General features: G+C 37.5%; 30 protein-coding genes. All 30 read left to right on the top strand.

What is annotated here, in order from left to right:
• Positions 1–67 precede the first annotated feature (67 nt).
• Positions 68–1,228 carry an ADP-forming succinate--CoA ligase subunit beta gene (gene sucC, locus ACOI1C_RS01425; RefSeq protein ID WP_422507247.1) on the top strand — a complete coding sequence of 387 codons (1,161 nt, stop codon included), beginning with the start codon at positions 68–70 and terminating at the stop codon, positions 1,226–1,228.
• A gap of 18 nt (positions 1,229–1,246) precedes the next feature.
• Complete coding sequence (sucD, locus tag ACOI1C_RS01420) at positions 1,247–2,149, top strand: succinate--CoA ligase subunit alpha (RefSeq protein ID WP_422507245.1); 903 nt, start codon at positions 1,247–1,249, stop codon at positions 2,147–2,149.
• Between the two features lie 24 nt (positions 2,150–2,173).
• The gene (dprA, locus tag ACOI1C_RS01415; protein WP_422507243.1) at positions 2,174–3,103 is read left to right on the top strand and encodes a DNA-processing protein DprA; all 930 of its coding nucleotides are present in this window, start codon (positions 2,174–2,176) and stop codon (positions 3,101–3,103) included.
• Between the two features lie 121 nt (positions 3,104–3,224).
• Positions 3,225–5,300 carry a type I DNA topoisomerase gene (topA, locus tag ACOI1C_RS01410; RefSeq protein ID WP_422507241.1) on the top strand — a complete coding sequence of 692 codons (2,076 nt, stop codon included), beginning with the start codon at positions 3,225–3,227 and terminating at the stop codon, positions 5,298–5,300.
• An 80-nt stretch (positions 5,301–5,380) separates the two neighbouring features.
• Positions 5,381–6,685: an FADH(2)-oxidizing methylenetetrahydrofolate--tRNA-(uracil(54)-C(5))-methyltransferase TrmFO gene (gene trmFO, locus ACOI1C_RS01405; protein ID WP_422507239.1), complete on the top strand. Its 1,305-nt coding sequence runs from the start codon at positions 5,381–5,383 to the stop codon at positions 6,683–6,685.
• Positions 6,686–6,754: 69 nt separating this feature from the next.
• Positions 6,755–7,657: a tyrosine recombinase XerC gene (gene xerC, locus ACOI1C_RS01400; RefSeq protein WP_422507618.1), complete on the top strand. Its 903-nt coding sequence runs from the start codon at positions 6,755–6,757 to the stop codon at positions 7,655–7,657.
• A 29-nt stretch (positions 7,658–7,686) separates the two neighbouring features.
• Positions 7,687–8,235: an ATP-dependent protease subunit HslV gene (gene hslV / locus ACOI1C_RS01395; RefSeq protein WP_422507237.1), complete on the top strand. Its 549-nt coding sequence runs from the start codon at positions 7,687–7,689 to the stop codon at positions 8,233–8,235.
• 12 nt (positions 8,236–8,247) lie between these two features.
• Positions 8,248–9,651, top strand: coding sequence for an HslU--HslV peptidase ATPase subunit (hslU, locus tag ACOI1C_RS01390; protein ID WP_422507235.1), 1,404 nt, complete (start codon positions 8,248–8,250; stop codon positions 9,649–9,651).
• A 49-nt stretch (positions 9,652–9,700) separates the two neighbouring features.
• A complete protein-coding gene (gene codY / locus ACOI1C_RS01385) occupies positions 9,701–10,480 on the top strand; it encodes a GTP-sensing pleiotropic transcriptional regulator CodY (protein ID WP_422507233.1) in 780 nt (259 codons plus the stop codon).
• A gap of 327 nt (positions 10,481–10,807) precedes the next feature.
• The gene (gene flgB / locus ACOI1C_RS01380) at positions 10,808–11,200 is read left to right on the top strand and encodes a flagellar basal body rod protein FlgB (protein ID WP_422507231.1); all 393 of its coding nucleotides are present in this window, start codon (positions 10,808–10,810) and stop codon (positions 11,198–11,200) included.
• A 2-nt stretch (positions 11,201–11,202) separates the two neighbouring features.
• Entirely contained in the window at positions 11,203–11,664 is a 462-nt protein-coding gene (flgC, locus tag ACOI1C_RS01375) for a flagellar basal body rod protein FlgC (RefSeq protein WP_422507229.1), read from the top strand.
• Between the two features lie 17 nt (positions 11,665–11,681).
• Positions 11,682–11,984 (top strand): flagellar hook-basal body complex protein FliE, encoded by a 303-nt coding sequence (gene fliE / locus ACOI1C_RS01370; RefSeq protein WP_422507227.1) that lies wholly within the window; start codon positions 11,682–11,684, stop codon positions 11,982–11,984.
• A 96-nt stretch (positions 11,985–12,080) separates the two neighbouring features.
• A complete protein-coding gene (gene fliF / locus ACOI1C_RS01365; RefSeq protein WP_422507225.1) occupies positions 12,081–13,676 on the top strand; it encodes a flagellar basal-body MS-ring/collar protein FliF in 1,596 nt (531 codons plus the stop codon).
• A 13-nt stretch (positions 13,677–13,689) separates the two neighbouring features.
• Entirely contained in the window at positions 13,690–14,709 is a 1,020-nt protein-coding gene (fliG, locus tag ACOI1C_RS01360; protein WP_422507223.1) for a flagellar motor switch protein FliG, read from the top strand.
• The gene (gene fliH, locus ACOI1C_RS01355; protein WP_422507221.1) at positions 14,702–15,469 is read left to right on the top strand and encodes a flagellar assembly protein FliH; all 768 of its coding nucleotides are present in this window, start codon (positions 14,702–14,704) and stop codon (positions 15,467–15,469) included. Before fliG ends, fliH begins: the two co-directional genes overlap by 8 nt.
• A gap of 6 nt (positions 15,470–15,475) precedes the next feature.
• Positions 15,476–16,792: a flagellar protein export ATPase FliI gene (gene fliI / locus ACOI1C_RS01350; RefSeq protein ID WP_422507219.1), complete on the top strand. Its 1,317-nt coding sequence runs from the start codon at positions 15,476–15,478 to the stop codon at positions 16,790–16,792.
• Between the two features lie 3 nt (positions 16,793–16,795).
• Positions 16,796–17,239, top strand: a complete 444-nt coding sequence (gene fliJ / locus ACOI1C_RS01345; RefSeq protein WP_422507217.1) for a flagellar export protein FliJ — start codon at positions 16,796–16,798, stop codon at positions 17,237–17,239.
• An 8-nt stretch (positions 17,240–17,247) separates the two neighbouring features.
• Positions 17,248–17,847 (top strand): MotE family protein, encoded by a 600-nt coding sequence (locus tag ACOI1C_RS01340; protein WP_422507215.1) that lies wholly within the window; start codon positions 17,248–17,250, stop codon positions 17,845–17,847.
• A 29-nt stretch (positions 17,848–17,876) separates the two neighbouring features.
• Positions 17,877–19,199: a flagellar hook-length control protein FliK gene (locus ACOI1C_RS01335; protein ID WP_422507213.1), complete on the top strand. Its 1,323-nt coding sequence runs from the start codon at positions 17,877–17,879 to the stop codon at positions 19,197–19,199.
• A gap of 8 nt (positions 19,200–19,207) precedes the next feature.
• A complete protein-coding gene (gene flgD, locus ACOI1C_RS01330; protein ID WP_422507211.1) occupies positions 19,208–19,702 on the top strand; it encodes a flagellar hook assembly protein FlgD in 495 nt (164 codons plus the stop codon).
• Positions 19,677–20,042 carry a TIGR02530 family flagellar biosynthesis protein gene (locus ACOI1C_RS01325; protein ID WP_422507209.1) on the top strand — a complete coding sequence of 122 codons (366 nt, stop codon included), beginning with the start codon at positions 19,677–19,679 and terminating at the stop codon, positions 20,040–20,042. Before flgD ends, ACOI1C_RS01325 begins: the two co-directional genes overlap by 26 nt.
• An 83-nt stretch (positions 20,043–20,125) precedes the next feature.
• Entirely contained in the window at positions 20,126–21,022 is an 897-nt protein-coding gene (flgG, locus tag ACOI1C_RS01320) for a flagellar basal body rod protein FlgG (protein ID WP_422507207.1), read from the top strand.
• A 45-nt stretch (positions 21,023–21,067) separates the two neighbouring features.
• The gene (locus ACOI1C_RS01315) at positions 21,068–21,265 is read left to right on the top strand and encodes a flagellar FlbD family protein (protein WP_422507205.1); all 198 of its coding nucleotides are present in this window, start codon (positions 21,068–21,070) and stop codon (positions 21,263–21,265) included.
• Between the two features lie 18 nt (positions 21,266–21,283).
• Positions 21,284–21,721, top strand: a complete 438-nt coding sequence (gene fliL / locus ACOI1C_RS01310) for a flagellar basal body-associated protein FliL (protein WP_422507203.1) — start codon at positions 21,284–21,286, stop codon at positions 21,719–21,721.
• 40 nt (positions 21,722–21,761) lie between these two features.
• The gene (gene fliM / locus ACOI1C_RS01305) at positions 21,762–22,760 is read left to right on the top strand and encodes a flagellar motor switch protein FliM (RefSeq protein ID WP_422507201.1); all 999 of its coding nucleotides are present in this window, start codon (positions 21,762–21,764) and stop codon (positions 22,758–22,760) included.
• Positions 22,750–24,042, top strand: coding sequence for a flagellar motor switch phosphatase FliY (gene fliY, locus ACOI1C_RS01300; protein WP_422507199.1), 1,293 nt, complete (start codon positions 22,750–22,752; stop codon positions 24,040–24,042). The genes fliM and fliY overlap by 11 nt, the downstream gene beginning before the upstream one ends.
• Positions 24,043–24,065: 23 nt before the next feature.
• On the top strand, positions 24,066–24,428 hold the full coding sequence (locus tag ACOI1C_RS01295; protein WP_422507197.1) for a response regulator: 363 nt from the start codon (positions 24,066–24,068) through the stop codon (positions 24,426–24,428).
• Between the two features lie 20 nt (positions 24,429–24,448).
• Positions 24,449–25,132 carry a flagellar biosynthetic protein FliO gene (locus ACOI1C_RS01290; protein WP_422507195.1) on the top strand — a complete coding sequence of 228 codons (684 nt, stop codon included), beginning with the start codon at positions 24,449–24,451 and terminating at the stop codon, positions 25,130–25,132.
• Positions 25,125–25,790 carry a flagellar type III secretion system pore protein FliP gene (gene fliP / locus ACOI1C_RS01285; RefSeq protein WP_422507193.1) on the top strand — a complete coding sequence of 222 codons (666 nt, stop codon included), beginning with the start codon at positions 25,125–25,127 and terminating at the stop codon, positions 25,788–25,790. The genes ACOI1C_RS01290 and fliP overlap by 8 nt, the downstream gene beginning before the upstream one ends.
• Positions 25,791–25,808: 18 nt before the next feature.
• Positions 25,809–26,078 carry a flagellar biosynthesis protein FliQ gene (fliQ, locus tag ACOI1C_RS01280; protein ID WP_422507191.1) on the top strand — a complete coding sequence of 90 codons (270 nt, stop codon included), beginning with the start codon at positions 25,809–25,811 and terminating at the stop codon, positions 26,076–26,078.
• The last annotated feature ends 1 nt before the right edge of the window (position 26,079 follow it).

The following is a 26,079-nucleotide window of genomic DNA, read 5'->3' as shown; positions in this document are numbered from 1 at the left end:
AGTTGTCATTTTATACAATGAAAACGCAGTCTATTATTTTTGTTAGACAATGATAGGAGGATGACAAATGAATATACATGAATATCAAGGTAAAGAGATCCTCAGAAAATATGGGGTTTCGGTCCCAAACGGTAAGGTTGCTTTCACGGTAGAAGAAGCTGTTGAAGCTGCAAAAGAACTTGGAACACAAATTTGTGTTGTTAAAGCACAAATTCACGCAGGTGGCCGTGGTAAAGCCGGTGGTGTTAAAGTGGCTAAGAATTTGGACGAAGTTCGTACATATGCTAGCGAAATCTTAGGTAAGACGCTTGTGACTCACCAAACAGGCCCAGAAGGAAAAGAAGTAAAGCGCTTACTCATTGAAGAAGGCTGCGATATCAAAAAAGAATACTATATTGGTTTAGTACTTGATCGAGCAACTTCTCGTGTTGTTTTAATGGCATCAGAAGAGGGCGGAACTGAAATCGAAGAAGTAGCAGAACATTCTCCTGAAAAGATTTTTAAAGAAGTGATTGATCCTGCTGTTGGTCTTCAAGGCTTCCAAGCGAGAAGAATCGCATTTAATATCAATATCCCAACTCCACTTGTTGGTAAAGCAGTGAAATTTATGATGGGATTATACAGTGCTTTTGTTGAAAAGGATTGTTCAATCGCTGAAATTAACCCACTTGTTGTAACAGGTGACGGGAATATTATGGCTCTTGATGCAAAATTAAATTTCGATGCTAATGCTTTATATCGTCATAAGGATATTTTAGAATATCGTGATCTTGAAGAAGAAGATGCAAAAGAGGTTGAAGCTTCTAAATATGACCTTTCTTATATCTCCTTAGATGGAAACATCGGATGTATGGTTAATGGTGCAGGACTTGCGATGGCTACAATGGATATTATTAAGCATTACAGCGGAGACCCGGCTAACTTCCTTGATGTTGGGGGCGGAGCAACTGCTGAGAAAGTAACAGAAGCATTTAAGATTATTTTATCCGATCCAAAGGTTAAAGGGATTTTCGTTAATATTTTTGGTGGAATTATGAAGTGTGACATCATTGCTTCAGGTGTAGTAGAAGCGGCAAAGCAAGTTGAACTTAAGGTTCCACTAGTTGTTCGTCTTGAAGGGACTAATGTTGACCTTGGCAGAAGTATTCTAGCTGAGTCTGGTTTAGATATTACTCCTGCAGATTCAATGGCAGACGGCGCACAAAAAATTGTAGCACTAGTAGGATAAGAAAGGCAGGGGACAAAAATGAGCGTATTTATTAATAAAGATACAAAAGTTATTGTACAAGGTATTACAGGTTCAACTGCGCTTTTCCATACAGAGCAAATGCTAGAGTACGGCACGAAAATAGTTGGTGGTGTAACTCCAGGTAAGGGCGGCACAGAAGCACATGGAGTACCTGTTTTTAACACAGTTGCTGAAGCAGTAAATCAAACGGGTGCAACCGCATCTGTTATCTATGTACCTGCTCCATTTGCAGCAGACGCAATTATGGAAGCTGTTGATGCAGAACTTGATTTAGCGATTTGTATCACTGAGCATATTCCTGTTCTTGATATGGCTAAAGTGAAGCGTTACATGGAAGGTAAGAAGACCCGCCTAGTTGGACCAAACTGTCCTGGTGTTATTACACCTGACGAATGTAAGATTGGTATTATGCCTGGATACATTCATACAAAAGGTCATGTTGGAGTTGTTTCACGTTCAGGAACATTAACGTACGAGGCAGTCCACCAGTTATCACAAGCAGGTGTAGGCCAATCTACAGCAGTAGGTATCGGTGGAGATCCAATCAACGGTACAAACTTTATCGACGTATTAAAGGCATTTAACGAAGATGAAGATACGTATGCAGTTATTATGATTGGTGAAATCGGTGGAACAGCAGAAGAAGAAGCAGCACTTTGGGTAAAAGAAAACATGACAAAACCAGTTGTAGGATTTATCGGAGGACGTACAGCTCCTGAAGGGAAACGTATGGGCCATGCTGGTGCGATTATTTCAGGTGGTAAAGGTACAGCTGACGAAAAAATCCGTGTTATGAACGAGTGTGGAATTAAAGTGGCTGATACTCCATCAGTAATGGGAGAGACTTTAATATCTGCTTTAAAAGAGCGTGGGATTTACGAACAGTGTAAAACACACTAATTTATTGAGTAAGTAGCTCCGTACATGGAGCTACTTATTCTTTTATTATTATTAAAAAGGGAGGAATACATCATTAACAATAATAGTCGACTACTTCATTTACATCGCTGCGAAGCAGCAACTTGGACGACCATTCTACACTTATTAAAAATGGATCCAACTCTAGAGAGCCTCTATCAATTGTCCCCATCCGATCTTCATCAAAAACTTCATTTAACACTAGAGAAATCCCGAGCCTTATATAATCAGTTGCAATCTATTTCAATAGTAAGTATGCTAGAACAATATAAGAGTCGAAATATTCAGTGCATAACAGTTTTTGATTCTGATTACCCAATTGCTCTGAAGCAAATCTATAACCCACCGTGGGTTTTATATGCAAAAGGTAATTGTCAATTATTACTTAACAACAGAATGATTGCAATCGTCGGGACAAGAAATCCAACATCATACGGACTGAAAATGACAGAATACTTCGTAGAATCTTTAGTAGCAAATAAGTGGGTGACTGTAAGCGGCCTTGCAAAAGGAATAGATGCTAAAGTTCATAAATCCACCCTACAAAAAGAGGGTAAGACCATCGGAGTTTTAGGTTCAGGATTTAATCATATTTATCCTAAGGAAAATAACCAGCTTGCAAGTGACATGATCAATACCAGCCTATTAATAACAGAATATCCACCGGAACGAAGGCCGCAAAAATGGCATTTCCCAGCAAGAAATCGAATTATAAGTGGCTTATCCCTAGGGACAGTGGTGATCGAAGCCAAGGAAAAAAGTGGCTCCTTAATAACGGCAGAATTAGCCCTACAGCAAAATAGAGAAGTTTTTGCCATCCCAGGACCTATTAATTCGGACTATTCCATTGGAACGAACTTGCTAATCCAGGAAGGTGCCAAATTAATTTTACATCCACAAGATATTTATTCGGAATTTGATCAAAAAATTATATAAAAATAAACTATTAGTAAGATTTTTTGTGAATGTGTTTGACAAATCATGGTTGTATATTTAATATAAGTGAAGATTTCGTACATAAAATATACTACGACCTCTTAAGGAGGAACGAATAAATATGGCTGATTACCTCGTCATTGTCGAATCGCCTGCGAAGGCAAAAACAATTGAACGATATTTAGGGAAGAAATATAAAGTTAGAGCCTCAATGGGACACATTCGCGATTTACCAAAAAGTCAAATGGGTGTTGAAGTGAATGGTGATTTTTCTCCGAAATATATTACCATCCGCGGCAAGGGTCCTGTGTTAAAGGAATTAAAAACAGCTGCCAAAAAAGCTAAGAAAATTTATCTCGCAGCTGACCCTGATCGCGAAGGAGAAGCGATTGCTTGGCATCTTGCCCATTCACTAAATGTTGATATCCATTCAGATTGTAGAGTCGTTTTCAATGAGATAACAAAGGATGCAATTAAAGAATCGTTTAAGCATCCTCGAGCCATTAATATGGACTTAGTCGATGCCCAACAAGCGCGTCGTATACTCGACCGATTAGTTGGATATAACATAAGTCCATTACTATGGAAGAAAGTTAAAAAGGGATTAAGTGCGGGAAGAGTTCAATCTGTAGCAGTACGACTTATTATTGACCGTGAAAACGAGATAAAAGCTTTTGAACCTGAAGAATATTGGACGATCAAAGGTGAATTCCTTAAAGAGAAAGAAATGATTGAGGCAAGCTTTTATGGAGTGGATGGTCGAAAATTAGAGCTCGGGACAGAGGATGACGTAAAAGCAATCAGGTCCAAGCTAGACGGTAATGCTTTCACGATTACCACTGTCGCAAAAAAAGAACGTAAACGTAATCCAGCTGTTCCTTTTATCACTTCATCTCTTCAGCAAGAGGCAGCAAGAAAGCTTAACTTCCGTGCTAAGAAGACAATGATGCTAGCACAGCAACTTTATGAAGGTATAGATTTAGGTAAAGAGGGTACTGTTGGTTTGATTACCTATATGAGAACTGATTCGACAAGGATTTCTGATACAGCGAAGCTAGAAGCGATTGAATATATTACGGCTACCTATGGTAAGGAGTATTTATCTACCGAACAAAAAGCCGCAAAGAAGACTCAAAAAACTCAAGATGCACATGAAGCAATACGTCCGACTTCTACTCTTCGTACACCAAACGAATTGAAAACGTATTTGTCACGTGATCAATTACGTCTATATAAGCTTATATGGGAACGATTTGTAGCAAGTCAAATGGCACCAGCTATTATGGACACAATGTCTGTTGACCTAGAGAATAGTGGAGTGATTTTTAGAGCAAATGGTTCTAAAATTAAGTTTCCTGGGTTCATGAAAGTGTATGTTGAAGGAAACGATGACCAAGACGAAGAAAAGGATCGCATCCTTCCTCCATTAGAAGAAGGAGAAAAGCTTGTCCTAAAAGACATTGAGGAAAATCAGCATTTCACTCAGCCGCCACCGCGCTATTCAGAGGCGAGGCTCGTTCGGACATTAGAAGAATTAGGCATTGGTAGACCTTCTACTTACGCTCCAACACTTGATACCATTCAAAAACGAGGGTATGTTGCCCTTGATAATAAACGTTTTATACCAACTGAGCTAGGGGAAATCGTTGTCAGCCTAGTTTTAGAATTTTTCCCGGAAATTATCGATGCAGACTTTACGGCTAAGATGGAAAATAGTCTAGACGAAGTAGAAGATGGAAATGTTGATTGGGTTCAAATCATTAAGGATTTTTATCAAGGCTTTGAGAAAAGATTAGAAGTTGCTGAAAAAGAAATGGAAGAAATTGAAATAAAAGATGAACCTGCAGGTGAAGATTGCGAGACATGTGGAAATGAAATGGTCTATAAAATGGGAAGATATGGAAAGTTCATGGCTTGCTCAAACTTTCCTGAATGCCGCCACACGAAAGCGATAGTTAAGGACATCGGGGTAGAATGTCCGAACTGTGAAAAAGGTAGAATCATTGAAAGAAAAAGTAAAAAACGTCGTATTTTTTACGGTTGTGATCAGTACCCTGCTTGTGAATTTATCTCTTGGGATAAACCAATTCCAAGAAAATGTCCGAAATGTGAACAACTTCTAGTCGAGAAGAAACTTAAAAAAGGCATACAAGTACAATGTATGTCATGTGATTATAAAGAGGATCAGCAAGTATAAATGATGTGAGTCTTTATGGCTCACATCTTTCCTTTTTTTAGAGAATATTTCGAATCTTATATATATGGAGGTTTTTGGCAATGAAACAACAGGCGGTAAATGTTATAGGAGCTGGTTTAGCAGGTAGTGAAGCAGCTTGGCAAATAGCCAATCGCGGGGTCCAAGTAAACTTATATGAAATGAGACCTGTCAAGCAAACACCAGCACACCATACAGATAAGTTTGCCGAGTTAGTGTGTAGTAATTCACTACGAGCAAATACTCTTACAAATGCAGTAGGGGTTTTGAAGGAAGAAATGCGTTTGTTAAATTCTTTAATTCTTAGTGCCGCGGATGCTTGTTCAGTTCCTGCTGGAGGAGCTTTAGCTGTGGATCGGCACGAGTTTGCTGCACATGTTACAGATTCTATTCGAAACCATCCTAACATTACTATCTTTAGTGAAGAAGTAACAGACATTCCAGATACACCTACTATTATCTCAACGGGACCATTAACATCACAGCCTTTATCCGAAAAGCTAATACAATTAACAGGTGAAGAATATTTATATTTCTATGATGCAGCAGCCCCGATTATTGAAAAAGATAGTATTAATTTAGATAAGGTGTATTTAAAATCAAGATATGATAAAGGAGAAGCGGCATATTTAAATTGTCCTATGACAGAAGAAGAATTTGACCGGTTCATTGAGGCTGTGTTAGCTGCTGAGACTGTTCCATTAAAGGAGTTTGAAAAGGAAATATTCTTTGAAGGCTGTATGCCTTTTGAAGTAATGGCGGGTAGGGGTAAAAAGACATTATTGTTTGGACCAATGAAGCCGGTTGGACTCGAGGATCCTAAAACTGGAAAAAGGCCATTTGCTGTCGTTCAGCTCAGACAAGATGATGCAGCTGGAACATTATATAATATTGTTGGATTTCAAACCCATTTAAAGTGGGGAGCTCAAAAAGAAATCATTCAATTAATACCAGGTCTAGAAAATGCAGAAATCGTAAGATATGGGGTTATGCACCGAAACACCTTTATTAGTTCACCTAAGTTACTGAAACCTACCTATCAATACTGTAACCGAGATGATTTATTCTTTGCTGGTCAAATGACTGGAGTCGAAGGATATGTTGAGTCTGCTGCGTCTGGATTAGTAGCTGGAATAAATGCAGCTAATTTAATATTGGGGAAAGAGCTGGTGTGCTTCCCGCAAGAAACAGCAATAGGAAGTATGGCTCGGTATATAACAACCGCGAATCCAAAGAACTTCCAGCCAATGAATGCAAATTTCGGTTTATTTAAGGAACTAGATAGTAAAATTAAAAATAAACAAGCACGAAACGAAGCTTTAGCCAATAGAGCACTTGAAACAATTCAGAATTTTGTAAATAAATAAAGGATTTTCATTGCAAGGATAAATAAATTATGATACGATTTATTCGCCCTTGTGAGAGGTGATTATGTGATAGAGAATAGGGAGCTAGTCCAAAGATTTACAGAATATTTACAAATAGAGAGAAACTATTCTAACTATACAATTGTATACTATAATCAGGATATTGAGGGATTTGTCAAATTTATGCGGATTCAGTCAGTCGACAACTTTTCTTCTGTTACATACACTGATGTCCGTCTTTACTTAACCGAGCTTTTTAAACAAAAACTAGCAAGGAAATCTGTTGCACGTAAGATTTCAAGTCTCAGGAGCTTGTACAAATTTCTAATGAGAGAGCATGTAGTTCAAGATAACCCTTTCGCAGCTGTATCTCTGCCAAAGAAAGAACTAAGAATACCGCAATTTTTATATGAAGATGAGCTAGAAAAGCTTTTTCATGTATCTGATGTAACCACTCCTTTGGGTCAAAGAAATCAGGCCATCCTTGAATTGCTCTATGCAACAGGTATTCGTGTTAGTGAATGCTGTATGATAGAACTTGGGGATGTTGACTATTCAATAGGCACAGTACTTGTTTATGGTAAAGGAAAAAAGCAGAGGTATGTTCCATTTGGCAGCTTTGCAAGTGATGCTATTGAGAAGTATGTGGAAAATGGAAGAAATAAATTACTCGTTAAAGCTAAAAACTCTGCTACCTCTTCCCTTTTCTTGAATTTTCGTGGAGGTCCCTTAACGGCAAGAGGTGTTCGGTTAATTCTGAACGACTTAATTGAAAAGGCGTCTATGACTATACATATTAGTCCTCACGTTTTAAGACACACGTTTGCAACACATATGCTTAATGAAGGAGCAGACTTGCGAACTGTTCAGGAATTGCTTGGTCATTCACATCTTTCATCAACACAAATCTATACTCACGTTACAAAAGACCGTCTTAAGACCATTTATATGAACCATCACCCTAGAGCTTAGGACCGTTAAATTCCGAAGGAGGCAAGGCAATGTCAACGTCAACTTTTCATGCAACCACTATTTTTGCCATTCAACATAATGGAAAATGCGCAATGGCAGGAGATGGGCAAGTTACCTTTGGGAATGCTGTTGTAATAAAGCATACCGCAAAAAAAGTACGTAGGTTATTTCATGGCAAAGTAATTGCAGGTTTCGCAGGGTCAGTAGCAGATGCATTTACACTTTTCGAGAAGTTTGAAGGAAGGCTTGAGGAATATAACGGGAACCTTCAAAGGGCAGCTGTTGAATTAGCAAAGGAATGGCGTAGTGACAAAGTGTTAAGAAGATTAGAAGCTATGTTGATTGTCATGAATGAAGAGCACCTCCTATTAATCTCTGGAACAGGGGAAGTCATTGAACCAGATGACGGTATTTTAGCCATTGGATCTGGTGGGAATTATGCACTTTCAGCTGGTAGAGCGCTTATGAAGCATGCTGGTTCACATATGACAGCAAAAGAAATAGCGTATGCCGCCCTCCAAATTGCAGGAGAAATATGTGTGTATACAAATGATAAGATCATAGTGGAAGAACTTTAAGGGGGAGTCCAAATGATGAATCTAACACCTCGTCAAATTGTAGAGCGTCTTGATCAGCATATTGTAGGGCAAACAAACGCAAAGAAAGCTGTTGCGGTTGCGTTGCGTAATCGTTATCGCAGAGGGTTATTAAATGAAAAGCTTAAGGATGAAGTTGTTCCAAAGAATATCTTAATGATTGGACCAACAGGAGTTGGAAAAACAGAAATTGCCAGGCGCATGGCTAAACTTGTTGGTGCCCCTTTTATTAAAGTGGAAGCCACAAAGTTTACTGAAGTTGGATATGTGGGTCGTGATGTAGAATCAATGGTTCGAGATTTAGTAGAAACCTCTGTACGTCTTGTCAAAGAAGAGAAGATGCAAAGTGTGAAGGAAAAAGCGCTTGAGAATGCAAACAAACGACTCGTTGAGCTATTAGTACCTCAGAAACAAAAGCAATCTTCCTATAAAAATCCCTTTGAAATGCTTTTTGGTGGTGGAGGAGGTCAAACTCAACCTGTTTCAGATGATGAAGAAAACCATGAAGAGAACTCTGTTGCTCAAAAAAGAAAACAAATAGCACACCAGCTTGCTTTAGGGGAACTAGAGGACCATTATATAACGGTCGAGCTAGAAGAGCAGCAGCAATCTATGTTTGATATGCTACAAGGCTCAGGACTCGAGCAAATGGGCATGAATATGCAAGATGTACTTGGCGGAATGATGCCAAAGAAAAAGAAAAAGCGTAAGTTAACTGTTAGAGAAGCTAGAAAAGTACTTACAAACGATGAAGCCGGAAAGCTGATTGACATGGATGAGGTAACTCAAGATGCTGTAAGCCGTGCTGAACAGACTGGTATAATCTTCATAGACGAAATCGATAAAATTGCCGGGAAAAACAACAGCGGTTCTGTAGATGTTTCCAGGGAAGGTGTTCAGCGAGACATCCTCCCAATTGTGGAAGGATCGACCGTTGTTACGAAATATGGCTCTGTTAAAACAGATCACGTCCTATTTATCGGTGCAGGGGCATTCCATATGGCAAAGCCTTCTGACTTAATACCTGAGCTTCAGGGACGTTTTCCGATTAGGGTGGAATTAACGAAACTAACAGTTGAGGACTTCGTACGTATATTAGTAGAACCCGATAACGCCATTATTAAACAATATATTGCATTATTGGAAACTGAAGGTATACAAATTGAATTTTCTGACGAAGCTATTCGTAAGATAGCAGAAGTTGCGTTTCATGTAAATCAGGATACTGAGAATATTGGTGCTAGAAGGCTACACACAATCATGGAGAGATTACTTGAGGATCTATCGTTTGAAGCACCGGACATTACCTTAGAAAAAATTACGATTACACCAAAATATGTAGAAGAGAAATTGGACACTATTTCGAAAAATCGTGACCTTAGTCAATTTATTTTATAGAATAGAACATGGGCGTAGGAGTTTGTACTATTTAGGAGGAGCAAGTAAAATGGAATTATTAGACAAAACAAGGAAGATTAATGCATTACTTCAAAGAGCAGCAGGGAAACCGGTAAACTTTAAAGAGATGGCCGAAACATTACGTGATGTAATTGAAGCTAATATATTCGTAGTAAGCCGTAGAGGAAAACTATTGGGGTTTGCGATCAATCAGAAGATTGAGAACGATCGTATGGTGAAAATGCTTGAAGATCGTCAGTTTCCTGAAGAGTACACAAACGGATTATTTAACATCACTGAAACATCCTCGAATTTGGATATCGATAGTCCATACACAGCTTTCCCAGTAGAGAATAAAGATCTATTTGCGAATGGGTTAACAACTGTCGTTCCAATCATTGGTGGAGGAGAACGACTTGGGACATTAATTTTAGCAAGAATTACAGGTCCATTCCTAAATGATGATTTCATCCTAGCTGAATATGGTGCAACAGTTGTAGGGATGGAAATTCTTCGTGAGAAGTCTGAAGTCATTGAAGAGGAAGCTAGAAGTAAAGCCGTTGTTCAAATGGCAATTAGTTCATTATCATACAGTGAATTAGAAGCAATTGAACATATCTTTGAAGAGTTAAATGGAAATGAAGGATTACTTGTCGCGAGCAAAATTGCGGACCGCGTAGGAATAACTAGATCTGTGATTGTAAATGCACTTAGAAAATTAGAGAGTGCAGGGGTTATCGAATCTCGCTCATTGGGAATGAAGGGTACTTACATTAAAGTATTAAATGATAAATTCCTTCAAGAGTTATCAAAATTAAAGACAAGCTAAATAATCTGCAACCAGATAGTAAAAAGAGCACTTTATCCTAAAGGATATCGTGCTTTTTTTTGCGATTTTGTCGAAATTGGTAAAAATATGTTCTATTAGATATATTTTGTGGTGTTACAAATTTCGACATTGTATATAATGGGGATATACATAAAACTTTTAAGACAAAAGTTTTGTAATAAAACTAGTCCTAAATAACGATTTTTCAAAAGTATGTTAGGTCTGATGGACATTGAAGCCATTATTAACTACAATAATAATGGATGACTAGTACAATTCGATTATATATTATAGTTATATATTAATAGAAAAGAGAGGTGATTGTGTATGAAACTGTTCTCTGGAACCATAAATAATCTCGAGAATTCGCTAAAATACTCCACAATCAAACAAAATGCGATAGCGCAAAATATAGCAAATGTCGACACACCTAATTATAAATCTAAAGAAGTGCTTAAGCCTTCCTTCAATAAAAGTCTAAATGAAGCAATGATGGCAAATCGTTCAGATTCTCGTCATCTTGAATTTACTAACTCATCTGGGACAAGTGCCTCTGTCGTATCTAGATCGAATTCTCAATATAACCATAACGGTAACAGCGTTGATATAGATAAGGAAATGTCAGAGCTTGCTGAAAACCAGATTTATTATAATGCATTAATTGAGCGTTTGAATGGCAAATTTAACACGTTAAAAACAGTGATCTCTGGAGGGAATTAATTGTGTCGATATTCCAAGGGCTTAATATCACGGCTTCTGCACTAACAACCCAACGGTTAAGAATGGATGTCATTTCATCTAATATGGCAAATGTTGATACCACGAGAGGTAAGTTTGTAAATGGTGAGTGGCAACCTTATACACGTAAAATGGTTGTGACACAAGCAAGTGAACAAAATCGATTCTCGTCCATGTTAAATCATTCGATGAAATCCTCAACAAACAACTCAGTAGGAACTGGTGTTAAAGTTACGAAGATAGCAGAAGATACTACTCCATACAAGTTAGTCTATAATCCAGAACATCCTGATGCAAATGAAGATGGTTTTGTTCAAATGCCAAATGTTGATCCATTAAAGGAAATGGTTGACTTAATGAGTGCTACCAGGTCGTATGAAGCCAATGTTACAGTCTTTAATGCAAACAAAAGTATGCTAATGAAAGCACTAGAAATAGGGAAATAAGGTAGGTGTGTTGAAGAATGATAAATAAAATCTCAAATCCATCAATGATACAGCCAATTAACTCAACCTCTATTGGAAAATCTTCACCAGCAGAGTCAAAAGAGAGCTTTGCTACTTTCCTTAAAGAGTCAATTGACAATGTGAATAGAGCTCAGGTACAATCAGATGTTGCTACACAAAAGCTTGCAAACGGTGAAAAAATTGATTTGCATGAAGTGATGATTGCCTCTCAAAAAGCAAGTATCACTTTACAAGCAACAATTGAAGTTCGGAATAAAGTGATTGAAGCTTATCAAGAAGTTATGAGAATGCAAGTTTAATAGAATCTTAGAGTTGGAACAAAAATTGCAGAACGGTTATTTACTTACTTGTGATTTTGTAATTACAGAACGAATAAATAACCGTGGGGGGAAAAAATGAACGAAAAACTGCAACTTACACTAAATAAAATAAAACAATTTTGGCAGAATCGGTCATTAGCACAAAAAGGTATGATGATCGGTTCGGTTTTACTATTAATAACACTAATCTTTGTGGTTTCCATGCTCTCGTCTAAAGTTAATTTTGCACCTCTATATAGTAATTTAACTGCGGGAGAAGTCGGTGAGGTTAAGGCCCAGTTAGATGGAAGAGGTATTAAAACACAAATAGCTGATAACGGGACAACCATTCTTGTGCCTGAAGAAGTTGTAGATACTTTAAAGGTTGAATTAGCAGCAGAAGGGTTTCCAAGTAGCGGAAGTATTGATTATTCATTTTTCAGCCAAAATGCAGGCTTTGGTATGACAGACAATGAATTTAATGTTTTAAAACTTGATGCTATGCAAACGGAGTTAGCTAATTTAATGAAGGGCATTGAAGGAGTTAACGATGCAAAGGTAATGATTAATCTTCCACAAGAATCTGTGTGGATGTCAGATACAGTGCAAGAAGCATCTGCCTCTATTGTATTAAACACAAAACCAGGTTACCGCTTTGAACCTCAGCAAATTCAAGCATTGTATAACCTGGTTTCAAAAAGTGTTCCAAACTTACCTACAAGTAATATCGTCATCATGAACCAAATGTTTGAGTATTTTGACTTACAAAATGAAAATAATAATTTAACAGATCCGGCTTTTGCGTTTCAAACCCAACACGGAATTAAGCAAGAGGTTGAAAGAGACATTCAACGTCAAGTTCAACAAATGCTTGGAATGATGATGGGCCAAGATAAAGTTGTAGTCTCCGTTACTGCTGATGTTGATTTTACTCAGGAAAACAGAGAAGAAAACCTTGTCACACCAGTAAACCCTGAGAATATGGAAGGGATTGCTGTAAGTGTGGAACGAATCACCGAAACGTTTACAGGTGATGGAGCCACGCAAGCAGGGGTTGATGGAACAGGTGAAACAGACATTCCGAACTATGCTACTGGTGGGGATGGATCTAGTGGTGACTATGAACGAATTGAAGAGCGAATTAATAACGATGTAAATCGAATTAGAAAAGAAATAGTAGAAAGTCCATATAAAGTACGTGATTTAGGAATACAGGTTATGGTTGAACCTCCTACATCAGACGATTTGACATCATTACCGCAACAATCAATTGATGACATTGAACAGCTATTAAGTACAATTATTCGTACATCAATTGCAAAGCAAGAAGGTACACCTGAATTAACAGATGAGGCTATTGCTTCTAAGGTAGCAGTATCTGTTCAATCATTCAACGGAAAAACAGATTTTGAAACACCACCAACCGAGCTAATCCCAATGTGGGCGTATATAGCAGGTGCGGGACTACTTGTCATTATTCTACTTTTATTATTCCTTTTGTTTAGAAAGAAAAAGAAGAATAAAAAGAATGAGGAAATATTTGAAGATCGCTATACTGCTGCAACTGTTCAAGATATTAATGACGAAAAAGAGACAGAAGCTGATCTTATTAAGCTTCAGCTCGAGAAGTTAGCAAAAGATAATCCAGGAGACTTTGCAAAGCTATTAAGATCATGGATTGCAGAAGACTAGGGGGATTGGTGTAATGGCTAGAAAAGATAATAAGGGCGAACTAAGTGGTCGTCAAAAAGCAGCCATCCTCCTTATTTCAATGGGACCGGATGTAGCTTCTTCCGTTTATCGACACCTTTCAGAAGAAGAAATTGAGAAGCTTACCCTTGAAATCTCCGGAGTAAGGAAGGTTGACTCAAAAGCAAAAGAGGATGTTCTAGAAGAATTCCACCAAATTGCTTTAGCGCAAGACTATATCGCACAAGGTGGTATTAGCTACGCTAAACAAGTATTAGAAAAAGCATTAGGTGTTGAGAATGCTGCAAATATTATTAACCGTCTCACTTCATCCCTGCAAGTAAAACCATTTGATTTTGCTAGAAAAGCGGACCCAGCACAAATTCTAAATTTTATTCAAAACGAGCATCCACAAACGATCTCTTTAGTACTTTCTTATCTTGATCCATCACAGGCAGGTCAGATACTTTCAGAGCTTCCACAAGAGATGCAAGCTGATATTGCTCGTAGAATTGCCTTAATGGATAGCACATCACCAGAGGTAATAAATGAGGTTGAGCAGATTCTAGAACGAAAATTATCTGCAACTGTTACTCAGGATTACACACAAACTGGTGGGGTAGAAGCTGTGGTAGAAGTGCTGAATGGAGTGGATCGCAGCACAGAACGTACCATTTTAGATGCACTAGAGATTCAAGATCCCGAGCTTGCTGAAGAAATTAAGAAGCGTATGTTTGTTTTCGAGGATATTGTTACACTTGATAATCGTGCCATCCAACGTGTCATACGTGATGTGGAAAACGCTGACCTATTACTTTCACTTAAGGTTGCTAGTGAAGAGGTTAAAGATATTGTATTTAGTAACATGTCTAAACGGATGGTCGATACCTTTAAAGAGGAAATGGAATTTATGGGACCTGTTCGCTTACGTGATGTAGAAGAAGCGCAATCTAGAATTGTCGCAATCATTCGCCGCCTAGAGGAATCTGGTGAAATTGTCATTGCTCGTGGTGGAGGTGATGATATTATTGTCTAGGCTAATAAAATCTCACTACTCACCCTCGCAAGATATAGAAAAAAAAGTCATCCATCTTCAGCCCTTAAGATTTGAATCTCTTAAAGAACAATCACCTGAAACTACAATACTCAGATTAAAGGCAGAAGCGGAAAAACTACTGGTTGACGCTAAGTTACGTGCTGAAAAAATAGTGTCAGAGGCAAATGCGAATCTTCAGACTACCAATGAAATGATAGCCCATTCAAAAAAAGACTGGGAATCCGAAAAAATAAATTTGATTGAATTAGCCAATCAAGAAGGTTTCCAAGCTGGCTATAAGCAAGGTGAACAGGCTGCAAAAGAACAATATTCTGAAACTTTACAAGAGGCGAATCGGGTTGTTGAGCAATCAAAGATAGATTTCGTAGAACAGGTTGAGCAATCTGAAGAAGTCATATTGAAATTAGCAGTGAAGATTGCAGGGAAAATTCTTCAAGTTCATCTTGAGGATAAAAAAGAAGACTTTGTAAAAATAGTAAAGCATGCTATTAAAGAAGTGAAGGATTTTGGTGATATCAATATCATTGTTCATCCTTTCATGTATGAACTAGTAGTTACACAAAAAGATGAACTCAGAGCTCTATTCAATCGTGAGAAGAATTTATTTATATACCCAAGTGTTGAGCTACAAGAAACTAGTTGTATAATCGAGTCATCATTTGGACGTATTGATGCAAGTATAGACAGTCAGCTTGCTGAAATGAAAGTTAAGCTACTTGAGTTACTCCAGGAGGAATAAATTCCCATGAGAGCATCAGAACTTTTAAATGAAGTTGATTCTATTGATTCATATAAACGCTTCGGAAAAGTATCACGGGTAGTAGGATTGATGATTGAATCCAAAGGGCCAGAGTCCTCAATTGGAGATGTTTGTTACATTTATATTGGCGGTTCAAGGAAAACGAGAAAAGTAGCAGCTGAAGTAGTGGGTTTCCGTGATGAGTATGTAATCCTAATGCCTTTCACCAATGTAAAAGACATCTCACCAGGTAGTATAGTGGAAGCAACCTCAAAACCACTACAAATAAAGGTAGGTATTGGCTTGATTGGTAAAGTAGTTGATTCACTAGGTTTACCTTTAGATGGAAGCTTATTACCAAAAGGGCTAACTAGTGTTGGTACGGAACAAGCACCACCCAACCCAATGGAACGTCCACCAATTGACGAAAGTATTGATGTAGGTGTTCGTGTAATCGATTCTATGTTAACGGTAGGAATGGGTCAGCGTGTGGGGATCTTTGCTGGTAGTGGTGTCGGTAAAAGTACATTGCTTGGAATGATTGCGAGAAATACGACGGCAGATTTAAATGTGATTGCTTTAATTGGAGAACGTGGCAGGGAAGTAAGAGAGTTTATTGAAAGGGATTTAGGGCCAGAGGGTCTTAAAAGATCGATTGTTGTGGTTGCAACGTCTGATCAACCAGCGCTTATGAGGATTAAAGGTGCTTACACAGCAACTGCTATTGCGGAGTACTTCAGGGACAAGGGACTAAATGTGATGCTTATGATGGACTCGGTTACACGTGTTGCGATGGCACAACGTGAAATTGGACTATCCATTGGTGAGCCACCAACGACTAAAGGGTACACACCCTCTGTATTTGCCATCTTGCCTAAGCTACTTGAACGAACTGGGACTAATAAACACGGAACCATTACAGCTTTTTATACCGTTTTAGTTGATGGGGACGACATGAATGAGCCAATTGCCGATACAGTGCGAGGTATATTAGATGGTCATTTTGTTTTAGATCGTAACCTAGCGAACAAAGGCCAGTTTCCAGCAATCAATGTCCTTAAGAGTATAAGTCGTGTTATGAACCATATTGTAGAACAGGAACATAAGCTCTCATCTGAAAAGTTAAGAGAACTTCTTGCCACATATATAAACTCAGAAGACTTAATAAATATTGGTGCATATAAACGTGGTTCTTCAAAGGAAATTGATGAAGCCATTCGTCATTATCCAAAAATAATAGCATTTTTAAAGCAAGGCACACATGAAGAAGTTTCAAAGGAAGAAAGTATTAGCTTACTCCAATCTCTAATAGTAGGTGGATAATCAATGAGTTATACGTACAAATTCCAGAAAATACTTTCCATTAGAGAAACAGAGAAAGAAAGAGCACTTGAGGCTTATCAGATCTCTGTTAAAGACTTTGAAGAAGTAGCCGAAAAGCTTTATCAATCGTTAAGGCAAAAAGAGAAATTAGAAGAAAACCAACTTGAGAAGATCTCGTTCGGGCTGAGTGTACAAGAACTAAGGCATCATCAGCAGTTTATTCTAAATTTAGAAAAAACCATCAATCACTTTCAAAGTCTAGTATTCTCTGCAAGACAGAATATGGTGAAGCACGAAGAAGTACTATTAGAAAAAAACATTGAAGTGAAGAAGTATGAAAAAATCAAAGAAAAAGATTACTCTCTTTTCGTGGATGTATTGAGTGCTAATGAGAGTAGATTAATGGATGATATTTCTATCCAACAATTTATGAACAAAGAAGGCTAGGTGACAGAATGGAACTTCAAGAAAATGAACCCAAAGTATATAACAAGTTTCAGTGGTTTCTTTTTGCTGGGGTTATCCCGTTCCTCTTCGCAGTCACGTTTGCACTAGTGGTTTTAACGATTGCGGGTGTTAATGTAATGGATGTCGTTAAGAAATATGGCCAACACATACCAGGAATATCAGCTCTAAGCAAAAGTGATGAACCAGAGATTAATATTGAAGAAAAGCTTCGCAAAGATATTGGTGATTTAGAAGCAAATGCTACTGGTCAAATAGCAACAGTGACAAAACTAGAAAAAGAAGCTGAGCAAAATCTTCAAGAATTACAAAATCAACAAGCACAAATTGATAAGTTAACGGAAGAATTAATAAAAAAAGATGCTCTGCAACAAGATACCAAGCAAACCTTAAAAGACATAGCGACTATGTATGAGTCGATGTCAGCACAAAACGCAGCTGCTATTTTGACAGAGTTAAATGATCAAGAGGCACTAAAAATAGTACAATCCCTTTCAATGGAGGCACTAGGGGCCATTTTTGAAAAAATGAGTCCAGCAGATGCTGCAAAATTTACAGAACACCTAACTAAAGAAGCTTCAAGCAAATAGTATTGATAATTTGAAGGGAGGTGAAATAAATGAACGTTGCGGGAATTCAAATGCAAAATAAAGTGAACGATTTTGCATCAAAATCAACCGAAAAGCAAGGGACTCGTCCATCCTTTCCATTCGCTTCATTGCTTAACAATGAGGTACAACAAGCTGCTTCTATGCATTCAGAAATGACGAAGCTAGAGGACGTAAAAACAGCTTTAATGAATATATTCACTAAGTTTTCAAGTCAGGCTGAAAATGAACCATTACAAGAAGGTGACCTTGTCCAAGGAGATATTCGGTTAGAAGAAATGGAGGAAATGCTTCAACAATTACTACTAGAAGATGCATTACCGGCCACTTTAAACGAAGAAATACTAGGGACAGAACAACTATCTTGGATTCAATTACTGCCACAAGATTTAGTAAATAAGCTAAAAGGTTTACTTGAAGAAGAAATAGAAATTGAAGATTTACTAACGACTGAAGATGGGGTTCATCCAGTAGAGAACCTTTTAGCGGGCCTTATTTTTTTTCAGCAAGCTGTTCAACCTAGCGATCAATCTTTGAGCACTGGTTCAAAGGAATCTTTATTATCATTTTTCCAATATGTAAACACTCAATTACAACAAGCAAATCAACTTGTAAGTCAGCAAGCTCAGTTAAATCAGCAGAGTCTGCCAAAAGAACTGGAATCTTTTCTTTCTAGTATTCATGCAAAACTTACTGGGCAAAACTCAATTGCAACTCATAGCGAGGATAAGCTAGATTACTTGAAATCATTATTCCAGATGACCTTTCGAGTTGATGATGGTTCAAAAGATCAGCCATTACAAGATACGAGTAATAAAGTTGCTTTTTCGGGGGTAGAGAACCAGTCTCCTTTAAGTCGTGTTCAACAATTCACTCTATTTGTGGATCAAAGTGGTTCAAAAGCCGTTAATCAAGAGCAATTTATTAAAGAATTTCAAAACCTTCTATCAAGGAGTTCATTCCAAAATGCGAATGGCGGCATGAAGCTACTAATTAAGTTGTACCCGGAGCAGCTTGGACAACTAAGGATTGAAATACTTCAACAGCAAGGAGTCGTAACAGCTAGATTGGTTGCAACAACTGCTGCTGCTAAGGAAATGCTAGAATCCCAGCTTCAAGGTTTAAAAAATGCATTCGCAAGTCAGAATATTCAGGTTGAAAAACTTGAAATCATTAATGCTGGTTCATTACAGCAAGAATTCGAACGATCACTTAATAAAGAAAGTAATCATCAACAATCCTCAAATCGAGATGAAAAAGAGGAAGACAAAGAAAACAAAAGCAATTCCTTTGAAGCAACTTTTCAAGAAGAGCTAATGAATCTAGAAGTGTAGGTGATACTATGTCCATTAAAATGGATCCCAGTTTATATTTAACAAAACAGCCTGAAAGAATTAGTAAGGGTGATGTTTTAGGTAAAGATGACTTTTTAAAAATATTAATGACTCAACTTCAAAATCAAGATCCTATGAATCCAATGCAGGATAAGGATTTTATCGCACAAATGGCAACATTTACGTCACTTGAGCAAATGACAAACATGAATAAGATGCTGGAGCAATTTATTTCAAGTCAAAGTGCAGATAACATTTTGAAATACAGTGAAATGATAGGTAAACAAGTAGAATGGGCAAACAAAACAGTTGACGAAGAGGGAAATGAAGTAGTTGAAGTAAAACAAGGAATCGTAAAATCCATTTATCAAAGAGGTTCTGAAATCTATTTAGAAATGAAAGACGGATCAACCATTTCATCTCTAGCCTTTTCAAAAGTAACGGATCCTTCTTCTACTGAAGATGGGAGTGAAAATAATGGATCATCGGATACATCAGCTTAGTCACCATCCACTTTCTTTACAAAATAAGAGTATGTACCAAGCTCCTGAACCGACAGTAAACTTTAAGGATGTCCTTCATGAAGCTGTTGTTCTTAAGATTAGTAAGCATGCTCAACAACGTCTTGCAGAACGAAAAATAGAAATAGCTGAGGATAGCTGGACCAAGTTGCAAGAAAAAATGATTGAAGCAAAAGATAAAGGGATTATTGATTCTCTTGTTGTCATGGATCAAGCGGCACTCATTGTGAATACGAAAAATAATACAGTCATTACCGCAATGGGTCGTGATGAAGCCAATTCACAAATATTCACGAACATAAATGGGACAATTATAATTTAGGCTGGACCGATTAAGGAAGCCTTGGTTGTGGATTGATTGAAGCAACCACCAAAAACGAAGGATAATGAGAGGGGAACAAATAAATGTTACGTTCAATGTATTCCGGTATCTCCGGTATGAAAAATTTTCAAACTAAGCTAGATGTAATTGGAAATAATATTTCTAATGTTAATACTTATGGGTTCAAAAAGGGAAGAGTAATGTTTAAAGACCTAGTAAATCAGCAGATTGTGGGGGCAAGTGCTTCTACACAAACACGTGGTGGTGTAAATCCTAAGCAAGTAGGTCTTGGATCTCAGCTTGGTTCGATTGATTCAGTCCATACTCAAGGTTCCTTACAAACAACTGGTCGATCTTTAGACATGGCACTTTCAGGTGATGGATTTTTTATGGTTGGAACATTGAAAAATGGAATTCCTGCTGCTGATAAATTTGCTGCTACAGGTTTTGATGGAGATATGAATTACACTCGTGCTGGAAATTTCTATATGGATAAAGATGGTTATGTTGTTACTGGTGATGGTCTATATGCAATTGGTTTTGGAGTAGATGTAACTGCTGCTACTGGAACCGATCCTGTTAAAACTGCTGTAAGTGCTTCAGAAGGACTTATAAAAATCCCTACATCTGCTAAAAGTTTCAGTATAAGTACAGATGGCACTGTAAACTATGTAGATGGAGACGGAAACCTGCAAGTCGCTGGTCAGCTTCAAGTTGCAAAATTCCCAAACAGTGGAGGGCTTGAAAAAGCTGGTGGTAACCTTTTCAAAGAATCTTCCAATTCTGGAGTAGCTACAATTAGCAATCCAGGTGAACAAGGAACGGGTTCTATCGTTGCGGGTACTTTAGAAATGTCAAACGTTGACCTTTCTGAGGAATTCACCGAAATGATTACAGCTCAACGTGGTTTCCAAGCAAACACTCGTATTATTACGACTTCAGATGAAATTTTGCAGGAGCTCATTAACTTAAAGAGATAAGTAAGGAGGTGGGGGGCTTAAGATCACCTTAAGCCCCCACACATTATGGTCAAACTGACTCGATTAAACGGAAGTTTATTTACACTTAATGCTGTGTACATAGAACAAATACAATCATTTCCAGACACAACAATTACGTTAACCAATGGAAAAAAAATTGTCGTGCGAGAGTCGGAAGATGATGTTATTCTTTTAGTAACAGATTTTTTTCGTCAAATTTCGATAATTAAGCTTAAAAACTGATATGGGGGATTCAAAATTGTGAAGAACAATAAATTATTAGTCACAGTTCTAATTATCATAACAACCATTTCATTATTAGGTGCTATCGCTTTAGTCGTCGTTTTAAAATTTACTGGTTCAGATAAGGTTGAAGAAGTCAAAGAGCCAACAATTGATGAAATTGTTGAATACTCTGTGGATGTACCAGAAATTACGACAAACCTAATTAGTGGTGACTTCGTTAGAATTCAATTTAAAATTCAAACTGAAAGCATTGAGGCAAAAGAAGAATTAGAGAAGCGAGATTTCCAAGTTCGAAACATACTTATCCAAGAACTATCTGAAATGAATTCAGAGCAGTTCCAAGGTAAAGAGGGAATTGCCAATCTAGAAACTATATTAAAAGATCAAGTAAATGAACTTATGCATGAAGGAAAAGTTGTGAGAGTATACACCACGGCCTTTGTTTTACAATAATGAATCACAATTTGAAAAGGTTTAGGGGAGGTGAAGCTTTTTGTCAGGAGAAGTTTTATCACAAAATGAAATAGATGCCTTACTCTCCGCACTCTCAACAGGGGAAATGAACGCAGATGAACTAAAAAAAGAAGATTCAGTTAAAAAAGTGAAATCGTATGATTTTAAAAGAGCCCTCCGATTTTCAAAAGACCAAATACGGAGCTTAACGAGAATCCATGAAAACTTTGCACGATTATTAACTACTTTCTTCTCTGCTAAATTAAGAACCTATGTTCAAATATCTGTCGCATCTGCCGACCAAATACCATATGAAGAATTTGTAAGATCCATACCGAAGATGACTATTTTAACTGTTTTTGAAGTTCCCCCACTAGATGGTAGGCTAATTATTGAGATTAATCCAACAATCGCCTACACGATGTTAGATCGAGTACTTGGTGGCCGTGGTGCTAGCATTAATAAGGTGGAAAATTTAACAGAAATTGAAACCAAAATCATGTCACAATTGTTTGAGCAAGCAGTCGATAATTTACGTGAGGCTTGGGCTACAATTGCAGATATTGATCCAATACTAACAGAGTTTGAGGTCAATCCTCAGTTCCTGCAGATGGTTTCTCCAAATGACACAGTAGTTGTTATCTCTTTAAATACACAAATTGGTGATACTAGCGGAATGATTAATATTTGTATCCCTCATGTAGTGCTGGAACCTATCATCCCTAAACTGTCCGTTCACTATTGGATGCAAACAGCTAAAAAGGAAAGAGAACCAGAGGAAGTAGCATTACTTGAAAAAAGAATTAGATCTGCGAACTTGCCGGTTATCGCTCAACTTGGTACATCAGAGATATCCATTCATGAGTTTTTACAATTAGGTCTTGGAGATGTGATTCAATTAGACCAAAGTATTGATAAACCAATCACCTTAAGTGTTGGAAATGAACCGAAATTCTTAGGTCAGCCTGGTAAAGTAAACAAGAAAATAGCTATTCAAATAATAGATCAAATTAAGGGGGGATATACTGATGATGAGTAATGATATGCTATCACAAGATGAAATCGATGCTCTTTTAAGGGGTAGTGACGATAGCGTTCTTGATAGCCCAAGCGAAGAGAAACCCCCTTTTGATACTAAGCTCAGTCCCATGGAAAAAGATGCTTTAGGGGAAATTGGAAACATATCCTTCGGTAGCTCTGCTACGGCCTTATCCACACTATTGAATCAGAAGGTGGATATTACAACTCCAACAGTCACGGTCATCGCTAGACATGAATTAGCGGACGAGTTTTCACAGCCATATGTGGCAATTCAAGTGAGTTACACGACCGGATTCACAGGGACCAATGTGTTGGTCATTAAATCTACTGATGCTGCGATCATTGCTGATTTGATGCTTGGAGGAGATGGCAAAAATCCACAGGATTTGTTAGGTGAAATCCAATTAAGTGCTGTTCAAGAAGCAATGAATCAAATGATGGGAACATCTGCTACATCCATGTCTACTTTATTTAATAAGAAGGTAGATATATCACCACCAAGTATTGAACTTATGGACTTAAAAGAGGGAGACGATCCAAAATCAATTCCCAATCATGATTATTTAGTCCAAGTTGCATTTAGATTGAAAATCGGGGACTTGATAGACTCAAGCATTATGCAGTTACTGCCTCTTGCATTTGCAAAGAGTTTGGTGGACGAATTATTAAATCCAGGACAGACTCCCACACCAGCTCCTAGCATTACTGTACCGGCTTATACTGAACAACCGACACATTTAGGACAAGCACCTATAATGAATGAGTCACAAGTTCAACGGCAACAAGAGGTATTCAACCAGGTACAGCAACAACAGGTGCAACAACCATCTGCTGTTCAATATCAACAGCAAGATGTTTATCAGCCACAATATCAAGCATCTGCTCAACAGCAACAGCAACAGCAACAGCAACAGCAACAGCATATTGGGTATTCACATCAAGTTCCAACAGGTTATCAACCTACCGTTCAACCAGCTGCCTTCTCTACATTTGAACAGACAACTTTAGTTGGGTCAGAATCAAAAAATCTTGATATGCTACTAGATATTCCTCTCCAAGTAACTGTTGAGCTAGGAAGAACGAGAAGATCTGTGAAGGAAATATTAGAACTTTCATCTGGTTCTATATTAGAGCTAGATAAGCTAGCAGGAGAACCTGTGGATATATTAGTGAACAACAAGCTTGTTGCAAAAGGTGAAGTAGTTGTAATTGATGAAAACTTTGGTGTTCGTGTTACCGACATCTTAAGTCAAAGCGATCGAATAATGAAATTAAGATAATTAACAGGGGGTTAGGAGTAATTATGGCACACAAAATATTAATTGTTGATGATGCAGCATTTATGAGAATGATGATAAAGGATATCCTTTCAAAAAATGGATATATAGTAGTTGGAGAGGCAGCAGACGGAGCACAAGCGGTTGAACAGTATAAAGAGCACAAACCTGATTTAGTGACAATGGATATTACTATGCCTGAGATGGATGGAATTACTGCACTAAAAGAAATAAAAAAGATTAATCCAAATGCTAAGGTTATTATGTGTTCAGCAATGGGGCAACAAGCTATGGTTATCGATGCTATTCAAGCGGGAGCAAAAGATTTTATTGTAAAACCTTTCCAAGCAGACCGTGTACTTGAAGCAATCGGAAAAACTTTAGCCTAACCTAGGAGAGGTGGCAGCAATTGCTACGCTATATAAAAATTATTCTCATAACTTTAGTGGTTTTTCATATACTACCGCTTGAACATTTGACTGTTCAAGCGAAAACAACTGATAAAGCAAGTGTTGCAGACTTTATTGAAAAAGATAAAACTACTGAAGATGATACTAAGAGTCCAACAGATGAGTCTTTTCCACTAGAAGAGGAAGAGGTCGAACCAATTAAGCGTCAATTTGGCTTTACTGACTTCTTTAACCTGTTGTTTGCTTTATTTCTAGTATTAATGCTCCTATTTGTTACACTTAGGTTTATTAAAAAGAAAAACCAAACGTATGGTCTTACCAAGAACATGATGAATTTAGGTGGAACAAGCCTAGGAGGAAATCGATCCGTCCAACTTGTTAAAATTGGAAATAGAATTCTAGTAGTTGGTGTAGGTGAGAATATCCAATTATTAATAGAAATTGATTCAGAAGAAGAAGTTCGACAAATTATCTCTCAACAGCAAAACGATGTACAACAAATGCTCCAGCCATCAGCTATTTTCACTAAACTGTTTGAACTAGCTAAAGATTATAGAAAGAAAGAAAATAAATCACAAGATAATTTTAAATCGATATTAGCCAGTCATTTGTCAGACCTTTCTAAGGGGAGAAAGAAGCTGTTAGAAGAGCTAGACCAGAAAGGAAAAAAGAACAATGAATGAGTTTATGGAGTTTTTTAATACGAATGACCCTGAAAATGTGTCAACATCTGTTAAATTATTACTCATATTAACTGTTCTTTCTATTGCTCCTAGTATCCTTGTATTAATGACTAGCTTTACAAGAATCCTGATTGTATTGTCCTTTGTACGTACCTCACTAGGTACACAACAAATGCCGCCAAACCAGGTTATAGTTGGACTAGCTTTGTTTATGACTTTCTTTATTATGTCACCCATATTCTCTGAGGTTAATGAGACAGCATTGACCCCTCTCTTTAATGAAGAAATTGGTCTAGAAGAAGCCTATACGAGAGCGTCCTTGCCAATGAAAGAGTTCATGAGTAAACATACTCGCCAAAAGGACTTGGCCTTATTTTTAGGATACTTGGGAATAGAAAGGCCAGAAACAGTAGAAGATATACCACTAACCGCCTTAGTACCAGCATTTGCTATTAGTGAATTGAAAACAGCCTTTCAAATTGGCTTTATGATATTCATTCCTTTCCTAGTCATTGATATGATTGTCGCAAGCGTACTAATGTCAATGGGTATGATGATGCTACCACCTGTTATGATTTCGTTACCCTTTAAAATTCTTCTATTCGTATTAGTTGATGGTTGGTATTTAATAGTCAAGTCTCTACTTATCAGTTTTTAGTTTAGGAAGTGATTCATTTTGAGCTCAGAATTCGTCATCAAATTAGCTGAACAAGCTATATATACTGTTTTAATGATAAGTGGACCTTTACTATTACTTGCGCTTGGGGTTGGTTTGCTCGTTAGTATTTTTCAAGCAACGACACAAATTCAGGAACAAACATTAGCATTCATACCAAAAATAGTGGCAGTTTTTGTAGGGATCGTCTTTTTCGGGCCTTGGATGTTATCAAGGATGATCAGTTTTACATACGAAATTTTTAATAATCTTCATAAGTATGTGGGTTAGC

This window comes from Bacillus sp. DJP31, assembly GCF_049310945.1.
GTDB lineage: Bacteria > Bacillota > Bacilli > Bacillales > SA4 > Bacillus_BS.
The sequence above is the reverse complement of the archived record's forward strand: the minus strand, read 5'-3'. Positions and strand labels throughout refer to the sequence as shown.